Raw genomic sequence first — 1,100 nt, forward strand, 5'->3', positions numbered from 1 at the left:
CTAGTGTAGTGTTTGATTCTTAATTGAACTTAATTATTTGGGGTGACTCCAATGGTCTACTACGGCCTGAAATGGAGTGCGCCAGTGCGAGTTGCCCCCGAGATTGTGTTGACAGAAGAGCAAGCCTCAGAGCTGACAAAGTTGTCGCGCTCAGGTTGTACCAGCGTCAGGCTCGCGCAGCGGGCACGTATTGTCCTGTTGGCATCGCAAGGCTGGGACAACAAGGATATTGCCCAAGAGGTGGGCATCGGTCGAGTGGCAGTGGCGCGTTGGCGCCAGCGCTATATTGAGTCGGGCATCGAGGGGATCGAGCGAGATTTGCCGCGCGGCGCGCCACCAACCAAGGTTGATGTGGCCAAGCTGGTGGAGTTGACAACTCAAGCCAAGCCCAAGGCTGCAACGCATTGGAGCACGCGCAAGATGGCCGATGAGTTGGGCGTCTCAGCCAGCACAGTGATGCGTCATTGGCAGGCTCATGGCTTGAAGCCGCATCTGGTTCGTGGCTTCAAGGTCTCGCGTGATCCGAAGTTCGCGCAAAAGCTTGAAGACATCGTTGGCCTGTACATGTCGCCGCCCGAGCATGCGCTGGTGCTGTGCTGCGACGAAAAGAGCCAGGTGCAGGCGCTTGATCGCACGCAGCCGGGCTTGCCTCTCAAGAAGGGCCGAGCCCAGACCATGACGCACGACTACAAGCGCCACGGCACGACCACATTGTTTGCTGCGCTCAACGTGCTCGACGGACAGGTCATCGGGCAATGCCAGCAGCGACACACGCACGTCGAATGGCTGAAGTTCCTCAAGAAGATTGACCGAGAAACCCCCAAGGAAAAAACGCTGCACCTGATTGCAGACAACTACGCCACGCACAAACATCCTGCGGTGCAAGATTGGCTGGCCAAGCATCCACGGTTCAACATGCACTTCACGCCGACATCGGCCTCATGGCTAAACATGGTTGAGCGCTTCTTCAGAGATCTGACCTGCGAGCGCCTGCGTCGAGGCGTGTTCACCAGCGTGCCCGAACTGGTCGCTGCCATTGATCAATACGTCCAGCACCACAACACAGATCCCAAGCCGTTCATCTGGACCAAGAGCGCCCG

The 1,100-nt window shown here is 57.6% G+C and carries 1 protein-coding gene; it reads left to right on the forward strand.

Annotated elements, in window-relative coordinates; all coding sequences use genetic code 11:
• Positions 1–84: 84 nt before the first annotated feature.
• On the forward strand, positions 85–1,100 hold a 1,016-nt coding region (locus tag ABG80_RS14110), incomplete at its 3' end, for an IS630 family transposase (protein WP_235513866.1).

This window comes from Aquabacterium parvum, from assembly GCF_001447195.1.
GTDB classification, from domain to species: domain Bacteria; phylum Pseudomonadota; class Gammaproteobacteria; order Burkholderiales; family Burkholderiaceae_C; genus Aquabacterium; species Aquabacterium parvum.